Source organism: Flavobacterium sp. 9 (assembly GCF_002754195.1).
Classification (GTDB): domain Bacteria; phylum Bacteroidota; class Bacteroidia; order Flavobacteriales; family Flavobacteriaceae; genus Flavobacterium.
This window is the reverse complement of the sequence record NZ_PEEU01000001.1, coordinates 4,387,242-4,409,991: the sequence shown is the minus strand read 5'-3', so window position 1 is coordinate 4,409,991 and position 22,750 is coordinate 4,387,242. Positions and strand designations below refer to the sequence as shown.

Here is a 22,750-nt window from a genome sequence, read left to right as displayed (position 1 = left end):
AAACCCGACAGGTTTTTAAAACTTGTCGGGTTTTTATTTAAATTTAATGACTGAAAAACAATTTATGTCAAAAACTAAAAATTACTTTCTTTATACCATATTTATTTTATTTACAGTATTTGGTATTTATCTACTAATCGATTCATTTATAAATCCACAGTTAGAGTTTTCTGAGGATGTTGTAGTCAAAAACAGAATTAAATATATCAATGCCATTCTTTTCTTTGGTGGATTAGGCTATATCTATTATCTCATAAAAGAAAGGAAAATTGACACAAATCAGAGTACGTTTAAAACGAATATTGCTATGCTTTTTGGATGTTTAATATTTGTCTTAAATTCTGTGTTTCTGGTTCTACATCCTGAAGAATTTAAAAAAGGCCCTAAATTAATCAAAATGATTATTGGCTATAGTGGAATATTATTTTTCGGAGCTGGCTTACTTATGTCAATTTATAGATTAATAAAAAATTTCTCTAAGACAAATTAATAAAATTTGTCAAAATCTGTTGGGTTTTGTGTTTTTAAAACGAATACTTTTCCAACTTTTTCCCATCAATATCTAAAACCTTTGCGCTATCTCTTGAAGTTTCTTCTTTGACTACTTCCTGAACAGATGGATTTGACGGATATTTTCCGTTTTTAAGTTTTAGAAGATGAAATTTCCCTCCACTTACCGCTATTAGATCATAAAATTTTTCAGTTACTGAAGTGGTTACATAAATAGGAAAATCAGTTACCGAAAATTTATTGATTAAACTTCCGTCATTATTCAGAATAAATCCTGAGCAACCACCGCTTCCGCAAAAATAAGCATTCGAGAAACCTACAAAATACTCGTCTTTTTTGTCATTGTTTAAATCGAAAGCACTGTAATAAAAGAAACGATCGTCTTTAGTCAAAGCTGGTAAATCCGCTTTTAGCAAAACCAAAAGCTGCTTTCTAATTAATTCTACAACTTTATCATCTTTTACAGGAGCGTCGCTTACATCTGCAGTTCCGGCTGCTGTTTTTGTTATTGTGTCGGTTGCAATTGCTTCAACAACACTTTCTTTTTCTGTTTTTTCTTTATTCTGACATGAAATCATTCCTAAAATTAAAAATGCCAATAAAATTTTTCTTTTCATAATTTCTCTTTTTTAATTCTTACGATTACGTTTCTAAACCAGCAAAGCGGCTTTATTCTCAATATCATTTTGAGCCAATAAAGACTTTATATTATTAAAAGTTACTAAAGCAATTTGCGTCAAAGCTTCATTAGTAAAAAACGCCTGATGTGCTGTAACCAAAACATTTGGAAAACTCATTAAACGCTGAATCGCATCGTCCTGAATAATATCTGCCGAAAGATCTCTGAAAAACAGTTTCTCTTCCTGTTCGTAAACATCAATTCCCAGATAACCAATTTTACCTTCTTTAAGACCTTCAATAACCGAAGCTGTCTCTATTAATCCGCCGCGACTTGTATTGATAATCATAACGCTGTCTTTCATTTCATCGATAGATTTACTATTTATGATATGTTTGGTTTGTTCGTTTAAAGGGCAATGAAGCGAAATAATATCACTCAATTTGAATATCTCTTCAAGAGAAACAAATTTCACTCCGTCCTTTTCCATTTCCGCATTTGTAACAATATCATACGCCAAGACTTTGCATCCAAAACCTAAAGCGATTTTCGCAAAAGCTTTTCCAATATTTCCCGTTCCAATTATTCCAATTGTTTTCCCGAATAAATCAAAGCCTAATAATCCGTTCAAAGAGAAATTTTGTTCTCTAACTCTATTGTAAGCTTTATGTGTTTTTCTATTTAAAGTTAAAATCATTGCAATTGCGTGTTCTGCAACTGCCTGAGGAGAATATGCGGGAACGCGACAAACTTTTAAATTGTACTTTTTTGCAGCTTCTAAATCAACATTGTTAAAACCTGCACAACGTAATGCGATAATTTTCACTCCTTTTTCTGCCAATTGTTTTATAACAGCTTCATTAACGATATCATTTACAAAAACACATACAATCGATGCGTTTTCGATCAAAATAACGGTTTGAGGATTTAATTGAGTTTCAAAAAAAGCTAACTCAAAACCAAAGTCAGTATTGTATTTATTAAAAAAAGCTTTGTCATAAGGCTGGGTCGAAAAAAAGGCGATTTTATTACTATTTGATGTAGTCGTTAAACTCATGATCTCTATTTTTTGATTCTTAAATTATGGTTTTACTAAGTTAAGTAATTAAATCTGAAGTAAATTTCTGATTATAAAAAATCAGCTCATTTTAGATATTCTTTAGCATTTGCTATAATAAATCCATCTTTTGGATACAACCCGGAAACATCAAAATCTAAGCTAATAAGTACTTTAAAACCATCGATACATTCTACTGCATTTTGACCATTCCAACCAACTTTTAAACCATATAAAATAAATTCTCTAATATATTTAGGTCCGTTTAAATTGACAAACTCTTCTGTTTTAGTAGATAATTTTGTCAAACTTATTCCAGTATTTAGAGGATTTCCGGCATACAAATCTTCCCATGTAATGAAATTAATTTTCAATGGAGTTTGTTTATAATTCTCTAAATATATTGTAATCTCAAGTGTCGCTATCTCGGTGTTAATTCCAAATCCGGTAACGATTTTATATAAATAGATCTTATCTAAAACAGTAATTTTTCTTAATTTCATGAGTTATTATTCCCTAAATTTTAAATGATCTGTACTAAAAAGTAGACCAATACCACTGTAAGGATCTCTTTTTAAATCATAAAAATCATTTACTCCCGCCAAATCCTGATACAGATCATCCATAATAGAAGATTCCTGAAATCCATCGATTGTGTGTTTTATAATAGTATCTGCCAAACAAGTTAGTTCTTTTGTGATATTTGTAATTCCAATATTATTTCCTGTTTCCCAATCCCAAATAATCCAATCCCATTTGTGTTTTTTATGAACAGCATCCAGCCATAAATAAGAAAGATTGTTGATTTTTACTTTTCCTAATTCTTTTTCTTTCCAATATTCAACACTTTCGATTATAGCTTTTATTGCAGCATCCGGCTGATTATAAAGAAAATCCGGATTCGAAATCTTAATGATTTTTATTGCATCGGCGATTTTGGTATTAATTGTTTTTAATTCCTTTTCGTTGGGGTTTCTTAAAAAAGCAAATTCAATGTCTTGTCGTTCAAAAACAATTCCTGGTGATTTCACCAACATTTCTTCAGGAATACATTTTGCATTAGAATATTCGTTAAGAAACTCTTCTTTGGGATCAAAAGAGAAATTTTCCTCAGTATAAAAACCGGAAACATATCTTTCTTCAATTTCCTTAACTAATTGATAGGTTTCATAATTTATATCTTCTTTTATTTCGTCTTCGCTTTCAAACCTGCAAAAATAATCTGGTTGTAACATCCAATACAAACAAAGAGCGGTTCCTTTATCAAGATGTTTTTGTTTGATGATCCATTCAAAAGGTTCTATTCCATCATCATAATTCCAATTTTGCACAAATTGATGCAATTCCGGAGCCGTTAATTTTTGATAAGACATCTCGTTATTTACTGCTTTAAGAACTCGGTTTTTACTTTTCTTATTAAATAATTCTTCCATTTCTATATTTTACAAATCCTATATCTTCCTACAAATTTAAAAACCTATTTGCATAAATACATCATTAAATAAAAACACTTTCTAAGAATCTCAATGTCAGGCAAATCGTTCTTTTTAATATTTTAAATTTGTTAAATAATCTACAATTCTGATTATCAGATTAAACCTATTGAATTTGATAAAGTCTAAATGTTATAACAATTAAAAAACTTACATCATGAAAAAATTATTCATCGCAGCTTTGTTATTCATTGGAGTAGCAAGTTTTGCACAAGAAGCGGATCAAAAGCCAACTCGCGAACAAAAAGAAAGATTGACTCCGGAACAACGTAGTGACAAACAATTAAAAAAACTTACTTCTGAATTAAACTTAGATGCAAATCAACAAGCACAAGTAAAACAACTTCTAGCAGACAGAAATGCTAAAGCTGAAAAATTTAAAGAAGCACGTAAAGCAAAAAAAGACAGCGATGTAAAACCTACTGCTGCTGAAAGAGAAGCTTTCAAAAAAGAAGTAATGGCCGAAAGAGATGCAAATGATGCTAAAATGAAATCTATCTTAAATGCTGATCAATACACAAAATGGAAAGCAATTCAGGAAGAGAATAAAGACAAAGCAAGAGAAAAAATGAAAGAATACAAAAAAGAGAATAACTAATTATAGTTTACAAAAAGAGGCTTTGATAGCCTCTTTTTTATTTTTGAAAAGTATTATGGTTTCCTTATTACTTTCTGTTAATTAAAAGATAAATCCGATAATTCGATTAAACTTAATAAAATCATGGCAGTCTAATTGCTATAAACCTTTTAAAAAAACGAATTATGAAAAAATTATTTATTGCAGCTTTATTATTCGTTGGAATAGTAAGTTTTGCACAAGACATCAATCAGAAAGCTACACGTGATCAACGAGAAAAATTAACTCCTGAACAACGTAATGAAAAACATTTACAAAAGTTAACTTCTGAATTGAATTTAGATAAAAAGCAACAAGAGCAAGTAAAACAGTTACTGGCAGAAAGAAGTGCTAAAGCCGAAAAGTTTAGAGATGCTAAAAAAGACAGCAAAACAAAACCTACTGACGCAGAAAGAGAAGCTTTTAAAAAACAAATGGAAACTGAAAGAGCAGCAAACGATGCTAAAATGAAATCAATTTTAAACGCCGATCAGTACACAAAATGGACTGCTCTTAAAAAAGAACACGAAGGCAAAGGCGATCATAGAAGAGATATGAAATCTCCACAAGAACGCGATCAGGCACATTTGCAAAAATTGACTACAGATCTAAATTTAAATGCAGATCAGCAAAAACAAGTTAGCGAGCTTTTGTCAGACAGAAGTACCAAAATGGCGATGCTTAAAAAAAGCCGAAGAGACAACCCTACACCACCAACTGCTGCAGAGAAAAAAGCCATGAAAAAACAAATGGAAGAAGATCACAAAGCAACAGATGCTAAAATGAAATCTATTTTGAATGCCGATCAATATAAAAAATGGACAGCAATTCAAAAAGAGCATAAAGATAAAATGAAAGATCACAGAAAAGAAAAAATGTAATTGAGTTCAAAAAAAAGAGGCCCGTAAGCCTCTTTTTTGTTTTTATACATTTCCCTATTTCGGATTAAGAATTAAGTCAATTCTTTTAATACAATCTTCATAATGGTATTTTGTTTCTGTGTTTGTCGGTCTTGCTTTTGCGGCTAAAAGTGTGCTTCGCAATACCGTTAATTCACCACGAACTAAAGCTCTAAGATCAGATTGTGCCACATTATAATAGGTTGTTGATTTATCTGTTGGCTTAATTTCCTCAATCATCAAAGCTCCCATTCTGTCAATATATCCGCGTTGTAAATTTCTTCGATATATTGTTACATTCGCTGGCGTAGCTGCTTCTTTCCAGATTCCTTTTCTGGTATCTTTCAATAAATCTAAAGCTTTGTAAGTATCAGCACCCAGAATTTCATTATCCATCAATCTGCCAATTCTTGAGATACTCAATAAATTATTTAAGTGACGTACTTGCAAACTTCTAAACTTTTCTGAATAACCTGCAGAATTTGTGTTTTTTAAAGTATTTACATTTACAATCCAGGTTGGCGAAGCAAAAGCATTTGCCTGAAGCCAATTCATCGCTTCGATTTGCTTTGCTTTTGGTACCACTTCATAAACATTTCCGGCTTGATTTGGCTTTTTAGTATTTTCATAAACACCACCAACATTGGTTACAACATGACCTACATATCTGCTCCACACGTCTAACATTTCTTTATACAATTCATCTAAATCTTCATAATCATTGGTCACATTACTAGTCCATTCGCTTAAATGTCCTGCAACATATTCCAGATTTTTAAGTCCATATGAACTTGCTTTCATCGAATTATTCCCAATATCTTCTGTTTGAGAAGTTGGATCAAAAGAACTGCCCTGATCCCCAAATTTATAGATTGGATTTCCTGCTTTCTCCAAAATCCATTTGTCTAAAGTTACCGCTTCAGCTTCAGGAGATTTTGCATTTGGAATCACTCTGTATCCCCAATTTAAGGCATAATGATCATAAGCTCCCATTTTACGAATAAAACGAATATTTTTATCTCCGGGTTGTGCAATATAATTAAAACGGGCATAATCCATTATACTTGCTGAGATTCCGTTTTGTTGTGTAAAATCGCCATTTCTGTAACTCTCAACATCATACGCACAACTTGCGCCCATATTATGCGGAAAACCTAAAGCATGACCAACTTCGTGCGCAATAACCATTCGCATCATTTCGCCCATTTCTTCGTCACTAGTTTGTAATGTTCTCGCCGACGGATTTGCTGCACCGGTTTCTAACAAATATCTGTTTCTGTAAGAACGCAAATGATTGTGATACCAAATCACATCGCTTTCGATAATTTCTCCTGTTCTTGGATCTGAAACACTTGGTCCAACTGCATTTCGGGTCGTACTTGCTACATAACGAATAACTGAATAACGTATATCTTCAGGGCTAAAATCAGGATCTTCTTCTTTTGTTGGAGCATCTTTAGCAATAATCGCATTTTTAAAACCGGCAGTTTCAAACGGTTTTTGCCACTCTTCTATTCCTTGTTTTATGTATTTTTTCAACTTTTCAGGCGTTGCAGGATCTAAATAATATACGATTGGTTTTATTGGCTCAACCAATTCTCCTCTATTATAAGCTTCAGGATCTTTTGGTTCCAATCTCCAACGTCTGATATATGTTTTAAGGTCCGATTTTAATTCGTTGCTTCCGTAATCGTATTGACTTACCGTAAACCAACCCACGCGCGAATCTGCCAATCTTGGTTTCATTGGTACTTCCGGCAACAAAATCATAGATTGATTCATTTGAACACTTATCGATTCTGTTTCTTCCAGCGTTGACGGTTTCGAAGCATTATAAGTCATATCCTGAATTACTTCGATATTCATCGGAAAACTTTTAATCTTATTGATAAAGCTACGTGAATCGTCAAGTCCTTTTACTTTGTACGTATCTCGCATTTCTGCTGATATTCCGCTGATTGCCTTAACATCTGTGCTGTAAAATTTCGTTACATCGATAACCGTATTTGCTGAATCTTTGCTGAAAGCTACAATATCAAATGCAAATAATGTAGGCTCATAATTATTTGATTTTACCGAAATACTAATGGGCAAAGTATCATTTGCAACCGCATTATATGATTTTGATTTGATAAGGATTTTATCTTGAAAACGCTGCCAAACAATCAATTGTTCATTAGTTTCAGAACCAGCATTTACATATCCTCCGCCTAAATTAGCAGGCAATTTTGAAAGTCTGCTTACCAAAAGCATATCTTTATTTAAATACTTATTCGGGATTTCAAAGTAGTATTTTTTATCCACCTTGTGCACTTTAAAAAGTCCGTCATCAGAAACAGCGTCTTTAGTAATTACTTTACTGTATTCTTTAATTGTTGATTCTGATTTTTTTTCTGGCGGTGCAACTACAGGTTCGTCTTTTTTGGATGTCTTTTTGTTTGATTGGGCAAATTGATTATTAGAAAACAGCATAAAAAATGCCATTGTAATAAAAATGAAAAATTTATTCATTCATTGGTAGGTTTAGTGGTTATTTGATGGCAAAAATAATTTTTATTCTACTTATAAGAAAGTAAACCTTCTTCTTAACATATTATTAACAAGTATAATCGAAAGTAAAATCATAAAAAAAGGTTCAGCTTTTATGAAAAAACTGAACCTTAAATTGAAAAATAGTATATGTTTTAAGATTTAAAATGTCTTTGAAACCTTATCAATTGCATTAATTGTAAAATCTAAATCTTCATATGTTAATGCATCCGTAATAAACCATGTTTCATATGCCGATGGCGCAATATAAACTCCTTCGTTTAACAAACCGTGAAAGAATTTCTTGAACGTTTCATTATCTCCTTTTGCCGCTGTTTGAAAATCAACAACCGGATTTGCATCAAAATGAACAGAAATCATCGAACCTACTCTATTGATTGTAAAAACAACATTATTTGCTTTTAAAACTCTATCAATTCCTGCTTCCAGATAAGCTGTTTTTTCGTCTAAACGATCAAAAATTGCACGATCATTATCAAGAGATTGCAACATTGCTAATCCTGCCGCCATTGCAAGAGGATTTCCAGATAATGTTCCTGCTTGATAAACTGGTCCCAGTGGTGCTAAATAATTCATGATTTCGGCACGTGCAGCAAAAGCTCCAACCGGCAAACCTCCACCAATCACTTTTCCGAAAGTAACAATATCAGCGTTGATATTAAACAATTCCTGAACTCCACCGCGAGCCAAACGGAAACCTGTCATTACCTCATCAAAAATTAGTAAAATTCCGTTTGCAGTACACAAATCTCTTAAACCTTGCAAGAAACCTTTTTGAGGCGGAATACATCCCATATTTCCTGCAACTGGCTCGATAATTATAGCAGCGATTTCGTTTTTGTTAGCTTCAATTAAAGTTTTTACATTCTCTAAATCATTGTATTTTGCCAACAAAGTATCTTTTGCAGTTCCTTCTGTAACTCCCGGACTATTTGGAGATCCAAAAGTTACAGCTCCACTTCCAGCCTGAATCAAAAACGAATCAGAATGTCCGTGGTAACAACCTGCGAATTTTATAATTTTATCTCTTTTTGTAAATCCGCGAGCTAAACGAATCGCACTCATACAAGCTTCTGTACCTGAATTTACAAAACGTATTTTATCAATATTTGGAACCATAGAAACCGCCAAAGCAGCAATTTCAGTTTCTAATTCTGTTGGCATTCCAAATGAAGTTCCCAATTTTGCTTTTTCAATCACGGCATCAACAACTGGCTGATACGCATGACCCAAAACCATTGGTCCCCAAGAATTAATATAATCAATTAATTTATTTCCGTCTTCGTCATACAAATAAGCACCTTTGGCACTTTTTACAAAAATAGGAGTTCCTCCAACCGCTTTAAAGGCTCTTACTGGTGAATTTACTCCTCCCGGAATTACTTTTTCTGCTTCAGCAAAAAGCTGACTACTTCTTTTATATATCATTATGATTTTAGATTTTTGAATTCTGATTTTAGATTGATTTCAAGACTGATAACTTTCACTGAAAACGGAGAAAAAAAATTACTTCACTTTAAGTTTCTGTCCAATAGAAAGCGCATTATCCGAAAGATTATTTTTCTGTTTTAAGTCATCAACCAAGACGTTGAATTTCTTGGAAATCGAATATAAAGTATCTCCTTTTTGAACTTCATATAAATTAGGATCGTTAGGATTTACATTCGAATTTGAATTTGAAGGACTTTTTGCCGGCGGAGTTGATTTCTCAAATGGCTTATAATTTCTTCCCGTTACCTGACAATCATATTGATGCAGATTATACCTTTCAATATAACTAATTAATTTGTCCGGATAATTAGGATCTGTAGCATAACCACAAGCTCTTAATCCTTTTGCCCAAGCTTTATAATCGTCTTTTTCATAGGTAAATAAGCTTGCGTATCTTTTTTTTCCAACCAAAAATAAGGCGTGATCTCTATAGGATTCTGACGCTTCAGTATATTTTCTAAAACATTCCTGAGCCGAATCATCATCGTGACGAACGCTCTCGCCCAACCAATCATTATGACATTTTATTCCGAAGTGATTGTTTGCATCTAAAGCTAAATCTCCTTTTCCTGCACCAGATTCCAGAATTCCCTGCGCCAAAATAATACTTGCAGGAATACCGTATTTCTGCATATTTCCCATTGCAATATCTTTAAATTGCAAAATATAATTATTGATTAAATCGCTGGTAACAACTGTTTTAGAAGTAGATTGAATAACCTCAGTTGTATTATTTGTAGAAGGATAATTTTTGCCTATTGGCTTTACTGGAGCTTGTTTTTTGGTAGTTGCCACTCTTGGCCTCTGAACCGCAGCCGCTTTTTTAGTCGTTGCAATAGTAGGTTTACTCGACGAACAACTTACTAAAGTAGCCAGAATTAAGAATGTTATTATTTTTTTAACCATTGCTTATAAGTATTGGTAATTTTTTCTGCTTCAATTTCATATTCATTCCATCAATTCCTTGTAATCCACCGGTATGAATGAGTAAAATTTTTGAACCTGCAGGAAAATAGTTTTTATGTATTAAATCTATAACGCCAAAAACCATCTTTCCTGTATAAATTGGATCTAAAGGCACTTTATTTTCTTCAAAAAAAGCATTGATAAATTCAATTAATTCTAAATTTATCTTCCCATAACCTCCAAAATGATAGTCAGAAATTAAATTCCAGTTATCTTTTTTTGCAAAAATACGAATTTCATCTGTTAAAAAGTCACCTTTTAACGCCGGAAACCCTAAAACTTTCTGATGTGACAACGCGCTATTGATCAATCCTGATATGGTTCCGCCAGTTCCAACAGCGCAGCAAACGTAATCAAAAACAGCATCTTCCTCAGTTAAAATTTCCTCGCAGCCTTTTACCGCCAACTCATTTGTTCCGCCTTCAGGCACTAAATAAAAATCTCCAAACTTCTCTTTTAATTTTTCTATAAACGAAGCTTCACTTTTATGTCTGTAATCTTCGCGAGTTACAAACTCAAATTGCATTCCGTTTTCCTGAGCAAATTTCAAGGTTGGATTATCTTCTATTTTATCAAGAATTTCTTCTCCGCGAATAATTCCTATTGTTTTAAAACCCTGCTCTTTTCCTGCATATGCAACCGCTGCAATATGATTCGAAAAAGCTCCGCCAAAAGTCAATAAAGTAGTTTTATTTTCGGCTTTAGCCTGAAGTAAATTATATTTGAGTTTTCTGAATTTATTCCCTGAAACAAAAGGATGAATCAAATCTTCCCGTTTAATGGTCAGAGAAATATCGTTCTGGAAAGTAGTTTGAATTTCCTGGTTCAAAATTTATTTTTCTTTTAAAGTTATGTAATTCAAAAACCCGAAAAAGGATCGGTTTTTCAAATAATCAAAATCATTTTCATTAGTATAAGCTTCTCTTTCAAAACTTATATTTCGGTACGCCAGATCTTTGTTTTTATATTGAATCAACCTTATTATATATTCTAAAACATAAAAGATATAAAAAGGAAGAATTAGCAATTCTAATTGTTGTCTGAGATGGATTTTTTCGTGATTGACGAAAACAAAATTTTCTTTGTCCTGATTGTATTTTAAAAACACAAACGGTAACACAGCCATTCCTCGATATCCTTTCGGAATTAAATATTTAGCAACAATCAGAAACATTAGCTGTAAAATTTATAAATTTGTAGATAAAAATTGTTCGATTTCACTAAAATCATAATCATCTTACTAATTTTGATTTTAATAAATAAGAACAAGCATCCAAAGCAGATTTATGAAAGAGCAAAGTAATGAAAATAAACTAATCGAAGGCGAAGATTTTTACTATACGCCCGAAGGTTATAAATGCTTTACTGAAAAACACCATCTCAAACGCGGTTATTGCTGCAAAAGTGGTTGCCGTCATTGTCCGTACGGATTTGATAAACGAACTGGCGAAATAAGGAAGAAAACGAATTAGAAAATGTGTCAATTTGAAAATGAGATAATTTAAAACATGGGGCTAGACATAACACACCGCAAATCGACTTTAAAAAAACCTGAAAAATTAACGCCTTCTCATACAAATTATATATTAGAAAGTGAATTTGAAGGATTTGATGTCGGTCTTGACTATTTTCATAATTGCATTCAGAATATTGATGCACCAGAAATTTTGGAAACTATTATTTTTCCAAAAAAAGAAAACGAAATAGAAGAAATAAAGAAATTTTTAAGTCACGTCAAACATTTTCTATTTGAAAAAGATAAAGAAAACATTGAAAAAAGTCTACAAAATTTTATTTCTAAGAATCAATTAAGCGGTAATTTACTTCATAGCTGGGAAACATCTGAATGGACAGGTTTTTATATTTTTAGAATGAAAAAACAAACTGGCTTCTATTTTGAGGAAATTGGAGAACAGCGAAAAGGCATGAATAATCTTTTTTGGACAAGATTTAGTTCTGATGATATACACAATTTTACAAAAAAAGAAGATTTTGAACATGCTTTCAAATGTGTAGATTTCTACTGGGATTCAGACACTCAGGATGACGTAGAACAAAGAATAAAAATGTTTAAAGAAAACTTTGTTGACAAATACGAACCTAACAAAAGTTGGTTAAGTTTGAGCTATTAATAAAAAAGGTTATCACAAACAAAGACTTATAAAAAAATCACCAATCTAAAATATTTATATGGATATTCTCTTGCGAAAATTTAGGATTACGATCCACAAATCCTATCACAGGTCGGATATTCGTTATCCCTAGCTTTTTTTAATTAGAAAATGTGCCAATTTGATAATGAGATAATTATTTCAAATTGAATTTACATTCATCGTTATTTCGCTCCTCTGGAGCTTTTACCAGCTGATCGTATTGTTTTCTATAAATATGGCGCCTTTCCAAGGCTGAGAATAAATCCGTTAGGATTGCAATATTTATAGAAAAAGAATTTAGCGATCAGAATTTCAGCCCCAGCAGGGCGAAATAATTTAAAAAACAAAAAATTAATCTGTTGTTAATCTAACTAAAATACCTTAGCGTCTTAGAATCTTAGCAACTCAGTACCTTAAAGAAAAAATGACTTTTCAAGAAGAAATAAAACAAGGAATACCAAGTATATTACCTCCAAAAAAAGAGTACGATTTAGCAATTAATCACGCGCCAAAAAGAAAAGAAATCCTTTCGGTAGAAGAAAAAAAGCTGGCTCTTAAAAATGCATTACGTTATTTTGAAGCTAAACATCACGCTGAATTAATTGTCGAATTCTCTGAAGAATTAGAAAAATACGGACGTATATATATGTATCGTCTGCGTCCTGATTACAGAATGTACGCTAGACCAATTGACGAATATCCTGGAAAATCATTGCAGGCAAAAGCAATTATGCATATGATCCAAAACAATCTGGATTATGCTGTGGCGCAACATCCCCACGAATTAATTACTTATGGTGGTAATGGAGCAGTTTTCCAAAACTGGGCACAATATTTATTAACGATGCAATATTTGTCTGAAATGACAGATGAGCAAACTTTAACGATGTATTCAGGACATCCGATGGGATTATTTCCTTCACATTCAGAAGCGCCGAGAGTTGTGGTTACAAACGGAATGGTGATTCCAAACTATTCTAAACCGGACGATTGGGAAAAAATGAATGCTTTGGGAGTTTCACAATACGGACAAATGACAGCTGGAAGTTATATGTATATTGGTCCACAAGGAATTGTACACGGAACTACGATTACGGTTTTGAATGGTTTTAGAAAAATAAAACTAAATCCTGAAGGAAATCTATTTGTAACATCAGGACTTGGCGGAATGTCCGGTGCTCAACCAAAAGCCGGAAATATTGCAGGTTGTATTACGGTCTGCGCCGAAGTAAATCCTAAAATTACAAAGATTCGTCACGAACAAGGATGGATTAATGAAATCGTAACTTCGACAGAAGAATTGGTAAAAAGAGTCGCTTTGGCGAAAGCCAATAAAGAAGTGGTTTCAATTGCTTATTTAGGAAATGTAGTTGATGTTTGGGAATGTTTCGACAAAGAAAACATCAAAATTGATTTGGGTTCTGACCAAACTTCGCTTCATAATCCTTGGGCGGGAGGTTATTATCCAGTTGGAATTTCTTTTGAAGAAGCAAACGAAATGATGGCAAACAATCCTGAATTATTCAAAGAGAAAGTGCAGGAATCTTTGCGTCGTCAAGCGAAAGCAATAAACAAACATACTGCAAAAGGAACTTACTTTTTTGATTACGGAAATGCCTTTTTACTAGAAGCTTCACGTGCTGGCGCTGATGTAATGGCAGAAAATAATATCGATTTCAAATATCCAAGTTACGTTCAGGATATTATGGGACCAATGTGTTTTGATTACGGTTTTGGTCCTTTTAGATGGGTTTGTACTTCAGGAAAACCAGAAGATTTACAAAAAACCGATACTATTGCAAGTCAGGTTTTAGAAGAATTAGCGAAAACTTCTCCAAATGAAATTCAGCAACAAATGCAGGATAACATTAAATGGATCAAAGGCGCACAGGAAAATAAATTAGTTGTAGGTTCTCAAGCACGTATTTTATACGCTGATGCCGAAGGTAGAATTAAAATTGCTGAAGCTTTTAACCAGGCGATTGCAAAAGGCGAAATTGGAACTGTTGTTTTAGGTCGCGATCATCATGACGTTTCCGGAACGGATTCTCCTTACAGAGAGACTTCTAACATCTATGACGGTTCCCGTTTTACGGCAGATATGGCGATTCAAAACGTGATTGGAGACAGCTTTAGAGGTGCAACCTGGGTATCGATTCATAACGGCGGCGGAGTTGGCTGGGGAGAGGTTATAAATGGTGGATTTGGTATGGTTCTTGATGGTTCTAAAGAGGCTTCAAAACGTTTAGCATCAATGCTTTTTTGGGATGTTAACAACGGAATTTCAAGAAGAAGCTGGGCTAGAAATGACGAAGCAATTTTTGCTATAAAAAGAGCGATGGAAGTTCAGCCATTGTTAAAAGTAACGCTGCCTAATATCGTAGATGAAAATCTATTTTAGACAAAGTTTCGTATTTGATTTAAAATGAGAACATTTAAAATTTCCAAACATATGAAAACATTCAAATTAGTACCCGTTTTTTTGCTCTTAATACTAGCTTCATGCAGTACGGTTAGTGTTTATTCTGATTATGATAAAAACGTAGATTTTGCGCCTTATAAAACTTATGCTTTTTTTAAGCCGGGAATTGATAAGGTCGAAATATCTGATTTGGATAAAAGACGTATTCTACGTGCCATTGATGATCAAATGCAAGCCAAAGGTTTTACCAAAAGTGAAAACCCAGATTTATTAGTAAACATTTTTACTAAATCAAGAGAACAAGTTGATGTTAACCAATTTAATGCCGGATGGGGTTACGGTTGGGGATACGGGTGGAATCCTTACATGATGTATGGATACGGAGGACAAACCACTGTTTCAACTTCTACACAAGGAACTTTATACATTGATTTAATTGATGCAAAAAAGAAAGAAATGATCTGGCAAGGTGAAGGTATTGGAACTTTAACCAAAAATGTGGATAAAAAAGATGAAAAAGTTGCTGAATTTGTGACTAAAATTTTAGCTCAATATCCTCCGGTTAAAAAATAATTAATACATTTGCCATTCAATTATTTGAAATGAAAAACTTAAATAACATTATTATCTCTATTACTATTATTGCAATTCAGCAATAATGGCGAGGTATTATATAAATAAGTAAACAAAATACAATTTATAAAAACCTCCCAAATCGGGAGGTTTTTTTATTTTAAAAAATATTACAAAAACATTTTGCCACAGATTTCACAGATTAAAAATCTTTTTAAATCATTTAATCTGTGGCAAAAAAACAACAAACAACATGAATTTATTTAACGAAGTACTTGCTGCCAAAAAACAGCTTGAAAATGTAGTCGCCGCTACTCCACTCACGCAAAATCTGAATCTTTCAGAAGAATTTGAATCTACTATTTTATTAAAAAGAGAAGATTTACAAATTGTGCGGTCGTACAAAATTAGAGGCGCTTACAACAAAATTTCTTCGTTAAATGATGTCGAAAAAGCAACCGGAATTGTTTGCGCAAGTGCTGGAAACCATGCTCAAGGTGTTGCTTATTCTTGTCATCTTTTGCAAATACAAGGCAAAATTTATATGCCTAAAACAACTCCAAAACAAAAAGTAAAACAAGTGCAATTGTTTGGAAAATCATTTGTAGAAATTGTTCTTACCGGAGATACTTTTGATGATGCTTATGCTTCGGCTACAGCCGATGCTATCAAAAATCATAAAATCTTTATTCATCCTTTTGATGACGAAAAAGTCATTGCAGGTCAGGGAACTGTTGGATTAGAAATTCTCGAAAATTACAAAGAGCCTATTGATTACGTTTTTGTCCCGATTGGCGGCGGCGGATTAGCTTCCGGACTATCTGAAGTTTTTAAACATCTAAGCCCAAATACTAAAATTATTGGCGTGGAGCCAAAAGGCGCTCCTTCGATGAAAACTTCGATTGAAGAAAATAAAAATACGGCTTTAACCACAATCGATAAATTTGTAGATGGCGCAGCAGTAAAACAAGTTGGCGATAAAACTTTTGAAATCTGTCGCTACAATTTAGAAGATATCGTCTTGGTTCCCGAAGGAAAAGTCTGTACCACAATTTTACGTTTATACAATGAAGAAGCAATGGTTGTAGAACCTGCGGGCGCATTGACTATTGCAGCTTTAGACTTTTATAAGGATAAAATAAAAGGTAAAACTGTCGTTTGCGTCGTAAGCGGAAGTAATAATGATATCGAAAGAACGGCCGAAATAAAAGAACGCTCCTTATTATATGAAGGCTTAATGCATTATTTTATGATTCAGTTTCCACAACGTCCCGGAGCTTTAAAGGAGTTTGTAAACAATATTTTAGGTCCTGATGATGATATTACTTACTTTCAATTTGCTAAGAAAAATAGTCGTGAAGTAGGTTCTGTAGTTGTGGGATTAGAATTGAAAAACAAAAACGATATTATGGCCATTAAAATGAATATGACAAAAAATGGTTTTGAATTTCAATACTTAAATGACAATCAGGATTTGTTTACACAATTAATAGGATAAAAAGCAAAAGGCTGTCTGATATCAGAATCAGACAGCCTTTAAATTCAAATATAAAATTACTAATTGAATTCTAAATTTGTAATTATTGTTTCAGGACTTTTTTAGAGTAAGAACCGGTCTTATCATTTACTCTCACGATATAAACTCCTTTTGGAAGTCTTGAAACCTCAATTTCAGATGGATTTCCTTTTACAAAATCTACATTTTTCTTGATTATGTTTTGTCCTCCAATATTGAATACCTCTACAGTTGCACTTCCTTCATGATTAGTATCAATTTTTAAATAATCATTTGTCGGATTAATAAAAATTGTCATATCAGCTGAAGTTTCTCCAGTTGTCGCAATTTCTGCTAAAGCTCTTTTTGCTGTTGATTCTACCTGAACAAATTGCCATTGTTGGTTTAATCCGCTTGTATAATCCCAAACCTGGATATTTGCTCCATTTGCTGTAGAAACATTTTCAACATCCAGCGATTTATTACTGTTTACGTTGATAATACTGTAATATCCACCTCCAAGACTATTAACAGTCCATTTAAATTCATTAGAACTAGAGAACGTTTTTTGCTGCACTTTCAATCCATTTGCCGTACCATTATTTTCAACTGCCAAATACATTCCTGTAGATTTTACGATAATGTAATAGCTGCCACTTCCTGTAGAAACAAATTTCCAGCGTTGATTGTTTCCTCCACCGCCAGTTACATCATATTGCTGAATTCTTCCTCCGCTTGTAGTTGAATTATCTGCAACATCTAAACCTTTATTACTGTTTCTTGAAATAATATTATAATATCCCGGAAATCCTGTTGTTCCGGCATTTACTGTTATGGCGCTCGTTGCGGTTTTAGAACCGTCTACCGTAGTAACTGTGATTGTAGCATTTCCAGCAGAAACTCCAGAAACCAATCCGTTTGAATTTACAGTTGCTACAGAAGTATTACTTGAACTCCAATTTACAGCTGTATTTGTTGCATTACTTGGCGAAATTGTTGCTGTTAATTGCTGTGTTTGCCCTGCTGTAATTGTTGCAGAACCTGGACTAACACTCACTCCTGTAACTGCAACCGGATTTGAAGCTCCCCAATTAAACGTCACAGCAGAAGATGCAGGAACAGCATAATTAAATGCCGAAGATCCTGATACTACTTTGATTGTATTTGCAGATCCTGAATTATAAACTACAAGCGCAATAGATCCATCAGGGTTTTTAAATCCGGCAGAAAATATTGTACCGCTTGTACTCGAAGAACTGATTCTTAAAGCACCCGGTTTTACAAATTTTGAGATTTGCCCAATAATATAATACGCTACATTTTTAGTATAACTTGTACTATTGTTAACCGTAATAGCTCCTAAACAAGTGTTGCATCCTCCCGGAGTACGTGGTCCAAGGCTGGAATTATTTGCTGCATTCCATTCTAATACCGTTTTTGCCCAGTTATTGGTACTTCCGATAACGACGTTTTGCATGTGCCAGCCAAAATCACCGCTAAAGCTTCCGCCCGAACCAGTATATTGTTCTGTAAAATAAACATTTTTGTTGGTTGCATTTCGTACAGTTGACATCGCCGAAATATTTCCTAAATACAAGTGAAATGCTGCTCCGTCAACATAACTGCTATTATTCAAAACATCAATAGGATAAGCTGTATTATCGCAATTGTGATCAAAAGCAATGATTTTTACTCCGCCATACCCGGCTGCAGCCATTTGTGGTCCAAGTTGTTGATTGATAAAATTCTTTTGTTCTGTAGAATTCATCAGCATACTTGGCTCATTATTTGGATTTTCAGGTTCATTTTGAGGTGTGATTCCCCAAATAGAAATTCCCTGTGCCTGCATTGCTGCAAAATATTTTACAAAATACTTAGCGTAAGCCGCATAATATTGCGTTTGCAAACTTCCGCCAACCCATGAATTATTGGTTTTCATCCAACGTGGAGCTGACCATGGCGTTGCTAATATTTTTATGTTTGGATTAATTAACTGAATCTTTTTTATAATCGGAATCAAATAGGTTAAATCTGGTCCGTTTAGGCTAAAATTATTCATGTTAACATCTCCCGAAATTTCATTATAACTATAAGAAGAACTGCTTAAATCTGAAGCTCCAATACTAATACGAATTACATTTGCGTTTAAACCTGTAGTTGGATTATACAAATCATTCAATAATTGATTTTGCTGAGTTGCGGCCATTCCGCTAATTACTTCGCAACTTCCTTCGGTTAGTGTATAACCAAATCCGTCCATTGTCTGGTAAGTTGTTCCGGCATTAACGGTTACCGTCGAAGGATTAGATCCTGAATTTGTCCCGAAGCTAACGGTAGCTTGTTGTTGTAATAATTTCGTTTGATCTCCTGAAGTTATCCAAGGAGTAACTGTTTGAGCATTTACACTAGTAATAAACAAAAGCATCATAATGACCTTTATCATTATCGTAGCTTTTATTCGGTTTTTAGGTTTTTGGGTAGTTTTGTGCATAGTTTTTCAGTTTTTTGATAATTTAATTTTTCTCATTTTTTAAGACTAATTTTAATAATTCACAACAATATTATGTTAATTTTAATTAAAATGACATTTATTCAACTTTACAAATACACATCAAACTAAGAATTTTCCTCTACAAAAACTTATCTAACCATTTTTTAAACTATTGTCTTTCAATTGTTTATAATTAATAAATAATTAAAATCTTACTTTAAAACTATACAAATACAAGACATCTTATATTTTAGCCTCATAAATGCAAGATCTAGCCTGAAAATGGGAGTATTTGGAGATTAATTTACTTTAGATAAAATAATCTTAAAATGATAAATATCAGAAAACGGAAGCGATCTTATATCGTATTTTTGCACTTCACATTATAGCATAAAACATGGCAACTCTTAAAGATATTTCGAACCTCGAGGATATAAAAATAATGGTCAATACTTTTTATGATAATATTAGAAAGGATGATCTTCTTGGTCCAATTTTCAATGATAAATTACAAGATCGCTGGCCTGTGCATTTAGAAAAAATGTACGGCTTTTGGCAAACTATTTTATTTGATGTCCGTGCTTATTCAGGAAGTCCTTTTCCTCCGCACAAACAATTGCCGGTAGACAAAACTCATTTTGATCGTTGGATTGAAATTTTTAATACTACAATTGACACTCAATTTTCAGGACCAATTACAGAAGAGGCAAAAATGCGCGCCACAAATATGGCTTTTATGTTCAATCATAAAATTGAATATTTTAGAAACGCAGACAATCATTAATCAGAAAAAATTGTCGGATATTTCTCTATATAGTTTTGGATTACAAATTTTTAAATAGTTAAATTTGACCAAACCAATATTCGAAATATGCTAAAAGCTCTACTATCTTTTCTTTTTTCTCTTTTTATTTTTAATGGTGCTCAGGCACAAACAGTTAAATCTATTTTATACAAAGGAACTATTGACGGAAAAACGGCGGTAACTTTTTATATAAAAGCAGAAAATCATCCTTGCAATGGCGATCTTATGTATACTTCAATGTATCGTTACGACAAATCCGGAAATTGGATTCAGTTAGATGCTACTCAAAATAAAAAGAATGAGCACGAATTTATATTTGTGGAACAAGGATTTTCCGGTGTTATGATTTTAAAGAAAGATGACACTACTCTTAACGGATTGTGGATAAGTCCGGATAGCAAAAAACAACTGAAAACGGAGTTGAAGAAAGTCCCCATGACAGCAAAAGACATTCAATTCTATGAAGATAAAATGGAGAAAGTAAATTATGAAAATAATGATTGCTAAAACTCTACTTCTATTATTATAATTAAAAAGTTCTTTTGAAAACTAAAGCCCTAGCCCTGATAGAAGCGGTATCCTTTTTCTGGCTTCTTTAGACAGAAAAAGATACAAGTGTCCCGAGGCTTCGGGAGCAGGAAACAGCTCCTGAAAACCAAAATAACAACAAGCAAATACCTAACGAAACTGCAATAAAAAATCATTTCGAACAAAAAAATTGTGATGAATAGCAAAAAATAGCGTCGTAAATTCGTAATTTTACATTCTAATCTACAACGTTTTCGAAATGAATGCAAGTATTGAAACAAACCCATTATTAGAGCGATTGCCTAAACATTTAAAGCAATTTATTAAACCGCAGGATTATAGCGATTATACGCCAATAAATCAGGCCGTTTGGCGCTACGTAATGCGTAAAAATGTAGATTATTTATCAAAAGTTGCTCATAGTTCGTATTTAGAAGGTTTGCGCAAAACAGGAATCGAAGTTGATTCTATTCCAAGTATGTACGGAATGAACAGAATTCTGACCGAAATTGGCTGGGCTGCTGTTGCCGTTGACGGGTTTATTCCGCCCAATGCTTTTATGGAATTTCAGGCTTATAATGTGCTTGTTATTGCTTCGGATATTCGTCAATTAGAACATATTGAATATACGCCTGCACCGGATATTATTCACGAAGGTGCCGGTCACGCTCCTATTATTGCGAATCCTGAATATGCTGAATATTTGCGTCGTTTTGGCGAAATTGGCTGTAAAGCAATTTCATCACACAAAGATTATCAGATGTATGAGGCGATCCGATTGCTTTCGATTTTGAAAGAAGCCGAAGATACTCCGCAAGAAAAAATAGACGAAGCTGAAAAAGCAGTTGCCGATTTACAGAATAATATGGGCGAATTGTCTGAAATGGCTCAGATTCGAAATCTGCATTGGTGGACCGTTGAATATGGTTTAATAGGAACTGTTGAAAATCCAAAAATATATGGCGCCGGATTACTTTCTTCGATAGGCGAAAGTGCTTGGTGTATGACGGATAATGTAAAGAAAATCCCTTATGACATCTCGGCTGCGAATCAAAATTTTGATATTACGCAGTTGCAACCTCAGCTTTATGTTACACCAAATTTTTCTTATTTGAGTTTGATTCTTGAAGAGTTTGCGAATAAAATGGCTTTAAGAACCGGAGGACTTTCGGGAATTCAAAAACTAATTCATTCGAATGCTTTAGGAACTATTGAATTGAGTACAGGTTTGCAAGTTTCGGGTGTTTTTACTAATGTTTTGGAAGATGAAGGAAAACCAGTTTACATTCAGACTACTGGAAAAACCGCTTTATCGTATCGCGAAAAAGAATTGGTTGGACATGGAACTTTAACGCATCCTCATGGATTTGGAAGTCCGATTGGGAAACTAAAAGGCTTTAATTTAGCGATTGAAGACATGAGTCCAAAGGATTTACAAGCGTATTCTATTGTTGAAAATGAAACAGTAAAACTTGAGTTTGAAGGCAATATTATTGTTGAAGGTGAAATTATTACGGGTTCAAGAAACTTACACGGAGAAATTATTCTGATTAGTTTTAGAAATTGTACCGTTACTCACGGCGAGACGATTTTGTTTCAGCCTGATTGGGGAAATTATGATATGGCAATTGGTAAAAAAGTGGTTTCTGCTTTTTCCGGTCCAGCCGATGTGAATAGTTTTGATCTTATAAATACTGTTCCAAAAACGACTACTATCAAAGCAAAACATACAGACGAACGCGATGATCTTGAAGTTCTTTATCAAACTGTTCGCTTGACGAGAGAAAATAAAGATTCGAAATCTGAACTAAAATCTGTCTTCACTAAACTGAAAGAAAATCATGCTAATGATTGGTTGCTTTCTGTTGAAATTGCTGAGCTTTTGAAGAATTCAAATGAAGATCAGCTTTTGCAAGAAGTATTGGTTCATCTTGATCAATTGAAAGTTAAACGTCCAGAAGTTGCACATTTAATTGCTGGCGGATTGGATTTGATTTTTGATAAAGAAGCGGTTTAATAAATTGCACGCAGATTTTACGGATTTAAGCGGATATGAGCGGATTTTTTTTGATCTCGCAAAGA

21 protein-coding genes are annotated in these 22,750 nt (G+C 33.3%); 11 read left to right on the top strand and 10 right to left on the bottom strand.

Features of this window, described 5'->3' with window-relative positions; genetic code table 11:
- Positions 1-64: 64 nt before the first annotated feature.
- On the top strand, positions 65-490 hold the full coding sequence (locus CLU81_RS18285; protein WP_144444525.1) for an STM3941 family protein: 426 nt from the start codon (positions 65-67) through the stop codon (positions 488-490).
- A 34-nt stretch (positions 491-524) separates the two neighbouring features.
- Here CLU81_RS18285 and CLU81_RS18280 read toward each other — a convergent pair whose 3' ends face one another.
- The 4 genes from CLU81_RS18280 to CLU81_RS18265 form a co-directional block, all read right to left on the bottom strand.
- The gene (locus CLU81_RS18280; protein ID WP_099711119.1) at positions 525-1,127 is read right to left on the bottom strand and encodes a hypothetical protein; all 603 of its coding nucleotides are present in this window, start codon (positions 1,125-1,127) and stop codon (positions 525-527) included.
- A gap of 33 nt (positions 1,128-1,160) precedes the next feature.
- Entirely contained in the window at positions 1,161-2,186 is a 1,026-nt protein-coding gene (locus tag CLU81_RS18275; RefSeq protein ID WP_099711118.1) for a 2-hydroxyacid dehydrogenase, read from the bottom strand.
- Between the two features lie 86 nt (positions 2,187-2,272).
- A complete protein-coding gene (locus tag CLU81_RS18270) occupies positions 2,273-2,689 on the bottom strand; it encodes a hypothetical protein (RefSeq protein WP_099711117.1) in 417 nt (138 codons plus the stop codon).
- Between the two features lie 6 nt (positions 2,690-2,695).
- Complete coding sequence (locus CLU81_RS18265; RefSeq protein ID WP_099711116.1) at positions 2,696-3,619, bottom strand: DUF4274 domain-containing protein; 924 nt, start codon at positions 3,617-3,619, stop codon at positions 2,696-2,698.
- A 217-nt stretch (positions 3,620-3,836) separates the two neighbouring features.
- Between CLU81_RS18265 and CLU81_RS18260 the strand changes: the two genes are divergently transcribed.
- Positions 3,837-4,277, top strand: a complete 441-nt coding sequence (locus tag CLU81_RS18260; protein WP_099711115.1) for a hypothetical protein — start codon at positions 3,837-3,839, stop codon at positions 4,275-4,277.
- A 164-nt stretch (positions 4,278-4,441) separates the two neighbouring features.
- On the top strand, positions 4,442-5,176 hold the full coding sequence (locus CLU81_RS27145) for a hypothetical protein (RefSeq protein WP_233209732.1): 735 nt from the start codon (positions 4,442-4,444) through the stop codon (positions 5,174-5,176).
- Positions 5,177-5,230: 54 nt separating this feature from the next.
- Here CLU81_RS27145 and CLU81_RS18250 read toward each other — a convergent pair whose 3' ends face one another.
- From CLU81_RS18250 to CLU81_RS18230, 5 genes are all read right to left on the bottom strand, one after another.
- Complete coding sequence (locus CLU81_RS18250) at positions 5,231-7,705, bottom strand: zinc-dependent metalloprotease (protein WP_099711114.1); 2,475 nt, start codon at positions 7,703-7,705, stop codon at positions 5,231-5,233.
- 180 nt (positions 7,706-7,885) lie between these two features.
- Positions 7,886-9,172 carry a glutamate-1-semialdehyde 2,1-aminomutase gene (hemL, locus tag CLU81_RS18245; protein ID WP_089352068.1) on the bottom strand — a complete coding sequence of 429 codons (1,287 nt, stop codon included), beginning with the start codon at positions 9,170-9,172 and terminating at the stop codon, positions 7,886-7,888.
- 78 nt (positions 9,173-9,250) lie between these two features.
- A complete protein-coding gene (locus CLU81_RS18240) occupies positions 9,251-10,141 on the bottom strand; it encodes a glucosaminidase domain-containing protein (protein ID WP_099711113.1) in 891 nt (296 codons plus the stop codon).
- On the bottom strand, positions 10,134-11,030 hold the full coding sequence (locus CLU81_RS18235) for a 1-aminocyclopropane-1-carboxylate deaminase/D-cysteine desulfhydrase (RefSeq protein ID WP_099711112.1): 897 nt from the start codon (positions 11,028-11,030) through the stop codon (positions 10,134-10,136). The genes CLU81_RS18240 and CLU81_RS18235 overlap by 8 nt, the downstream gene beginning before the upstream one ends.
- A 3-nt stretch (positions 11,031-11,033) precedes the next feature.
- A complete protein-coding gene (locus CLU81_RS18230; protein ID WP_099711111.1) occupies positions 11,034-11,375 on the bottom strand; it encodes a hypothetical protein in 342 nt (113 codons plus the stop codon).
- 112 nt (positions 11,376-11,487) lie between these two features.
- Between CLU81_RS18230 and CLU81_RS18225 the strand changes: the two genes are divergently transcribed.
- From CLU81_RS18225 to ilvA, 5 genes are all read left to right on the top strand, one after another.
- Positions 11,488-11,673, top strand: coding sequence for a DUF5522 domain-containing protein (locus CLU81_RS18225; protein WP_071636586.1), 186 nt, complete (start codon positions 11,488-11,490; stop codon positions 11,671-11,673).
- Positions 11,674-11,709: 36 nt separating this feature from the next.
- The gene (locus CLU81_RS18220) at positions 11,710-12,333 is read left to right on the top strand and encodes a hypothetical protein (RefSeq protein WP_099711110.1); all 624 of its coding nucleotides are present in this window, start codon (positions 11,710-11,712) and stop codon (positions 12,331-12,333) included.
- A gap of 445 nt (positions 12,334-12,778) precedes the next feature.
- Entirely contained in the window at positions 12,779-14,755 is a 1,977-nt protein-coding gene (locus CLU81_RS18215) for a urocanate hydratase (protein ID WP_099711109.1), read from the top strand.
- A gap of 51 nt (positions 14,756-14,806) precedes the next feature.
- Positions 14,807-15,349 carry a DUF4136 domain-containing protein gene (locus CLU81_RS18210; protein ID WP_099711108.1) on the top strand — a complete coding sequence of 181 codons (543 nt, stop codon included), beginning with the start codon at positions 14,807-14,809 and terminating at the stop codon, positions 15,347-15,349.
- Between the two features lie 253 nt (positions 15,350-15,602).
- Entirely contained in the window at positions 15,603-16,847 is a 1,245-nt protein-coding gene (ilvA, locus tag CLU81_RS18205) for a threonine ammonia-lyase IlvA (protein ID WP_099711107.1), read from the top strand.
- Positions 16,848-16,929: 82 nt separating this feature from the next.
- Here the strand turns inward: ilvA and CLU81_RS18200 are convergent, their stop codons facing one another.
- Positions 16,930-19,335 carry an RICIN domain-containing protein gene (locus CLU81_RS18200; protein WP_099711106.1) on the bottom strand — a complete coding sequence of 802 codons (2,406 nt, stop codon included), beginning with the start codon at positions 19,333-19,335 and terminating at the stop codon, positions 16,930-16,932.
- A 397-nt stretch (positions 19,336-19,732) separates the two neighbouring features.
- Here CLU81_RS18200 and CLU81_RS18195 point away from each other — a divergent pair, with 397 nt between their 5' ends.
- The 3 genes from CLU81_RS18195 (at position 19,733) to CLU81_RS18185 (ending at position 22,685) form a co-directional block, all read left to right on the top strand.
- Complete coding sequence (locus CLU81_RS18195) at positions 19,733-20,119, top strand: group III truncated hemoglobin (protein ID WP_099711105.1); 387 nt, start codon at positions 19,733-19,735, stop codon at positions 20,117-20,119.
- Between the two features lie 87 nt (positions 20,120-20,206).
- On the top strand, positions 20,207-20,647 hold the full coding sequence (locus CLU81_RS18190) for a hypothetical protein (protein ID WP_099711104.1): 441 nt from the start codon (positions 20,207-20,209) through the stop codon (positions 20,645-20,647).
- 280 nt (positions 20,648-20,927) lie between these two features.
- Complete coding sequence (locus CLU81_RS18185; protein ID WP_099711103.1) at positions 20,928-22,685, top strand: aromatic amino acid hydroxylase; 1,758 nt, start codon at positions 20,928-20,930, stop codon at positions 22,683-22,685.
- The last annotated feature ends 65 nt before the right edge of the window (positions 22,686-22,750 follow it).

Excerpts from the sequence above, each read along its gene's own strand:
- CLU81_RS18285 (WP_144444525.1), top strand. The coding sequence starts at position 65 with ATGTCAAAAACTAAAAATTACTTTCTTTATACCATATTTATTTTATTT.
- CLU81_RS18280 (WP_099711119.1), bottom strand. The coding sequence starts at position 1,127 with ATGAAAAGAAAAATTTTATTGGCATTTTTAATTTTAGGAATGATTTCA.
- CLU81_RS18275 (WP_099711118.1), bottom strand. The coding sequence starts at position 2,186 with ATGAGTTTAACGACTACATCAAATAGTAATAAAATCGCCTTTTTTTCG.
- CLU81_RS18270 (WP_099711117.1), bottom strand. The coding sequence starts at position 2,689 with ATGAAATTAAGAAAAATTACTGTTTTAGATAAGATCTATTTATATAAA.
- CLU81_RS18265 (WP_099711116.1), bottom strand. The coding sequence starts at position 3,619 with ATGGAAGAATTATTTAATAAGAAAAGTAAAAACCGAGTTCTTAAAGCA.
- CLU81_RS18260 (WP_099711115.1), top strand. The coding sequence starts at position 3,837 with ATGAAAAAATTATTCATCGCAGCTTTGTTATTCATTGGAGTAGCAAGT.
- CLU81_RS27145 (WP_233209732.1), top strand. The coding sequence starts at position 4,442 with ATGAAAAAATTATTTATTGCAGCTTTATTATTCGTTGGAATAGTAAGT.
- CLU81_RS18250 (WP_099711114.1), bottom strand. The coding sequence starts at position 7,705 with ATGAATAAATTTTTCATTTTTATTACAATGGCATTTTTTATGCTGTTT.
- hemL (WP_089352068.1), bottom strand. The coding sequence starts at position 9,172 with ATGATATATAAAAGAAGTAGTCAGCTTTTTGCTGAAGCAGAAAAAGTA.
- CLU81_RS18240 (WP_099711113.1), bottom strand. The coding sequence starts at position 10,141 with ATGGTTAAAAAAATAATAACATTCTTAATTCTGGCTACTTTAGTAAGT.
- CLU81_RS18230 (WP_099711111.1), bottom strand. The coding sequence starts at position 11,375 with ATGTTTCTGATTGTTGCTAAATATTTAATTCCGAAAGGATATCGAGGA.
- CLU81_RS18225 (WP_071636586.1), top strand. The coding sequence starts at position 11,488 with ATGAAAGAGCAAAGTAATGAAAATAAACTAATCGAAGGCGAAGATTTT.
- CLU81_RS18220 (WP_099711110.1), top strand. The coding sequence starts at position 11,710 with ATGGGGCTAGACATAACACACCGCAAATCGACTTTAAAAAAACCTGAA.
- CLU81_RS18215 (WP_099711109.1), top strand. The coding sequence starts at position 12,779 with ATGACTTTTCAAGAAGAAATAAAACAAGGAATACCAAGTATATTACCT.
- CLU81_RS18210 (WP_099711108.1), top strand. The coding sequence starts at position 14,807 with ATGAAAACATTCAAATTAGTACCCGTTTTTTTGCTCTTAATACTAGCT.
- ilvA (WP_099711107.1), top strand. The coding sequence starts at position 15,603 with ATGAATTTATTTAACGAAGTACTTGCTGCCAAAAAACAGCTTGAAAAT.
- CLU81_RS18200 (WP_099711106.1), bottom strand. The coding sequence starts at position 19,335 with ATGCACAAAACTACCCAAAAACCTAAAAACCGAATAAAAGCTACGATA.
- CLU81_RS18195 (WP_099711105.1), top strand. The coding sequence starts at position 19,733 with ATGGCAACTCTTAAAGATATTTCGAACCTCGAGGATATAAAAATAATG.
- CLU81_RS18190 (WP_099711104.1), top strand. The coding sequence starts at position 20,207 with ATGCTAAAAGCTCTACTATCTTTTCTTTTTTCTCTTTTTATTTTTAAT.
- CLU81_RS18185 (WP_099711103.1), top strand. The coding sequence starts at position 20,928 with ATGAATGCAAGTATTGAAACAAACCCATTATTAGAGCGATTGCCTAAA.